Here is a 2,866-nt window from a genome sequence, read left to right on the forward strand (position 1 = left end):
GCGCGGGCTGGGCCTGCGCGGCGCCCAGCGCCTGGGCGAGGTTTTCGAGGCTGGCGGCGGCGTTTTGTGCGGGCGTAGAGAGCTGGTGCACGGTGCAGCCGTCAGGCACCAGGTCGCTCTTTTTGCCCGGGTAGGCAAAGAACGATACCGGCGCCTTGGCGTCCACCAGAATCAGGTGTTCGATGCCGGCAAGCTGTACCCCGGCCAGCTCGGCCAGGTAGGCGATGCGCTCCACGGTGGGCAGGCCTGCGCCGCGCTCCAGCCGGGTGGGGAAGACTTCGGCGAACACCTTCACGCCGCTGTGCGCGGCGATGCGCGCGGCGGCCCGCAGGCCGGGCTCGCGCAGCGCCTGTCCGCCCAGGAGCAAGGCGGCCTTGCCGCCCGCCCGTCCTGCCTGTGTCATTGCCTGGGCAATGGTTTGGGCAATGGCCTGTACGGTGGCGTCGTCCGCCGCTTCGGGGCTTGGCGGCGGCGGGGGAGGGCAGGGCACGCCGCCTTCGCCCCACGATACGTCGGCGGGCAATATCAGCGTGGCCACCTGGCCCGGCAGGCCGCGTGCGGCGGTGATGGCGTCGGCTGCATCCTGGCACAGCGCAGCAGTGCTCTGCGATGTGCGCACAAAACCGGGCGAAACATTGCGCGCCACGGTTTCGATGTCGCTTTGCAGTTGCGCGTCGTACTGCGTGTGGTGGGTGGCGTGGTCGCCCACGATGTTGACCACGGGCACTTTGCCCTTGCGCGCGTTGTGCAGGTTGGCCAGGCCGTTGCCCAGGCCGCAGCCCAGGTGCAGCAGCGTGGCAGCGGGCTTGTCTGCCATGCGGGCATAACCATCCGCCGCGCCCGTGGCCACGCCCTCGAACAGGGCCAGCACGGCGCGCATGCGCGGCTCGCTGTCGAGCGCGGCGACGAAGTGCATCTCGCTGGTGCCGGGGTTGGTGAAGCAAACCTCGACGCCGGCATCGGCCAGCGTTTTCATCAGCGCCTGGGCGCCGTTCAGGGGGGCAACGGACATGGGGTGTTCCTTCGTAAGGGTCAAGCGGTGGGTGTTGCCGTGGATGGGGCGGCGGGCAGCAGGCGGCGCATGGCCAGGGCAAACAGCAGGCCCCCGGCGTACATGAGCACGCCATAGAGCGCACCGGGGATGGCCATGGCATCGTCCTGCAGCACGGTGCTGGCGATCACCAGTGCCAGCGCGGCGTTCTGCACGGCGGTTTCAATGCCCAGGGTGACCGACTGGCTGCGCGACAGGCGCGCGGCCCACGCCACGCCAAAGCCCACGCACAGCATGCTGAGGTTGAGCAGCAGCGCGAAGGGCGCCAGGGTGGTGAAGTTGTCGCGCAGCAGCGCCCAGTTCTTGGCCACGGCCAGCACCACGATGAGCACGAACAGCACCGTCGCCACGCGCGTGGCGCGCGGCTCGAAACGCCGTGCCCAGGCGCTCCAGCGCTGGCGCGCGAACATGCCCAGGCTCACCGGCACGCCCAGCACCAGCGCCACCTGGCCCATCATCAACCCTACGGGCACATCCACGGCACGCGCCGCGCCCAGGTAGTGGCCCAGCGCCCAGGTCACGACCAGGGGCAAGGTGAAAATGGTGGCGACGCTGGCCACGGCGGTGAAGCTCAGCGCCAGCGCCACGTCGCCGCGTGCCAGGTAAGTGAGCAAATTGGAGGTGCTGCCCGTGGGGCAGGCCGCCAAAATCATGAAGCCCACGGCAAACACCCCCGTCATGCCCCAGGCACTGAGCAGAAAAAAGCACGCCAGGGGCAGCAGCACGAAGTGGCACACCACCCCCACCAGCAACGCGCGCGGCTGGGCGAAGATGCGCCGGAAGTCGCCCACCGTCAGCCCCAGGCCGAGCGAGAACATGATGAAAGCCAGGATGAGCGGGAGCAGAACGCCCGAAACAATGTCGCCTTGCATGGTGGCTCCTTAGCTTCCGGTGATGGAGCGCGCCGCAGCGCGCGCCGTAAGAATGCAACCGGGCAGGAAGGTACCCTCCAGCGAGCGTTTGCCGCTGGCGCCACCACCGCCAAAGCCCGCTGCCTCGCCCACGCAGTACAAACCGGCGATGGGCTGGTCGGCGCCGTCCAGCACGCGGCTGTGGAGGTCGGTGCGCAGCCCGCCCAGGCTTTTGCGCGTGATGAGCTGCATCTGGATGGCGATGTACGGCCCGGCGCCGGGTTTTTGCAGCGGCGCGGGCGCGCAGGTGCGCAGCTTGTCGGGCCCCCACTGGCGCGCGTGCAGGATGCGGCGGATCTGGTCGTCGTTGTGCAGCTTGGCGCCATTGGCGAAATTGGCGTCGAAGGTATCGGCCGTGGCCTGCAGAACGGCTGGCCGCACGTCGTTGGTGCCAGCCAGCGCGTTCATCTTCGCGGCCAGGCCCGCGAGCGTGTCGTCCACCAGAAAGTGTTTGCTCTCGGCGGCCATCTGCTTGACCAGCCGGTGGTTGCCCAGCAGTGTCTCCTTGAGGAACGCGGGGAACTGCATGTCGCGGATGCGCTGGTTGTGCTCGGCGCCGGAGATGGCGAATTCCTTGGCGGCGATGCGCCAGTTCAGCAGGTGCCAGGTCCAAGGCTTTTCTTGGCTCGCCACTTGCTGGCACAGCCAGTGGGTGTCAAAACCCGTCACCAGCGGCTCGGGGCCGATGCGCTCGCCCCGGTGGTTGAGCCACAGCGCCGATTTACACGGAATGGTCGAGAGTCCATGCCCCTCGAAATGCGGGAACGGGTGCGGAAACCCGGCTGCGTAGTTCCACATCTCGCCTGCGTGGGTGATCTGCGCGCCCCAGCGATCGGCGGCGTGGTGGTGCATCGCTCCGTCGGCAAAGGGGTGTGCGCCATTGAGCAGGGTGGCGGGCAGGGGG

3 protein-coding genes are annotated in these 2,866 nt (G+C 68.6%); all 3 read right to left on the reverse strand.

Translation table 11 applies throughout. The annotated features are described in order from the left end of the window. A partial coding sequence (locus tag DTW89_RS18885; RefSeq protein ID WP_201741042.1) for an acetolactate synthase large subunit occupies nucleotides 1–997 on the reverse strand: 997 nt, incomplete at its 3' end. A gap of 35 nt (nucleotides 998–1,032) precedes the next feature. Beyond that, nucleotides 1,033–1,923 carry a bile acid:sodium symporter family protein gene (locus DTW89_RS18890; protein WP_114657048.1) on the reverse strand — a complete coding sequence of 297 codons (891 nt, stop codon included), beginning with the start codon at nucleotides 1,921–1,923 and terminating at the stop codon, nucleotides 1,033–1,035. Nucleotides 1,924–1,932: 9 nt separating this feature from the next. Next, nucleotides 1,933–2,866, reverse strand: a 934-nt coding sequence (locus tag DTW89_RS18895; RefSeq protein WP_114657049.1) for an FAD-binding protein, incomplete at its 5' end; no start/stop codon positions are given.

It is taken from the genome of Acidovorax sp. BoFeN1 (genome assembly GCF_003345135.1).
Classification (GTDB): domain Bacteria; phylum Pseudomonadota; class Gammaproteobacteria; order Burkholderiales; family Burkholderiaceae_C; genus Acidovorax; species Acidovorax defluvii.

Excerpts from the sequence above, each read along its gene's own strand:
- DTW89_RS18890 (WP_114657048.1), bottom strand. The coding sequence starts at position 1,923 with ATGCAAGGCGACATTGTTTCGGGCGTTCTGCTCCCGCTCATCCTGGCT.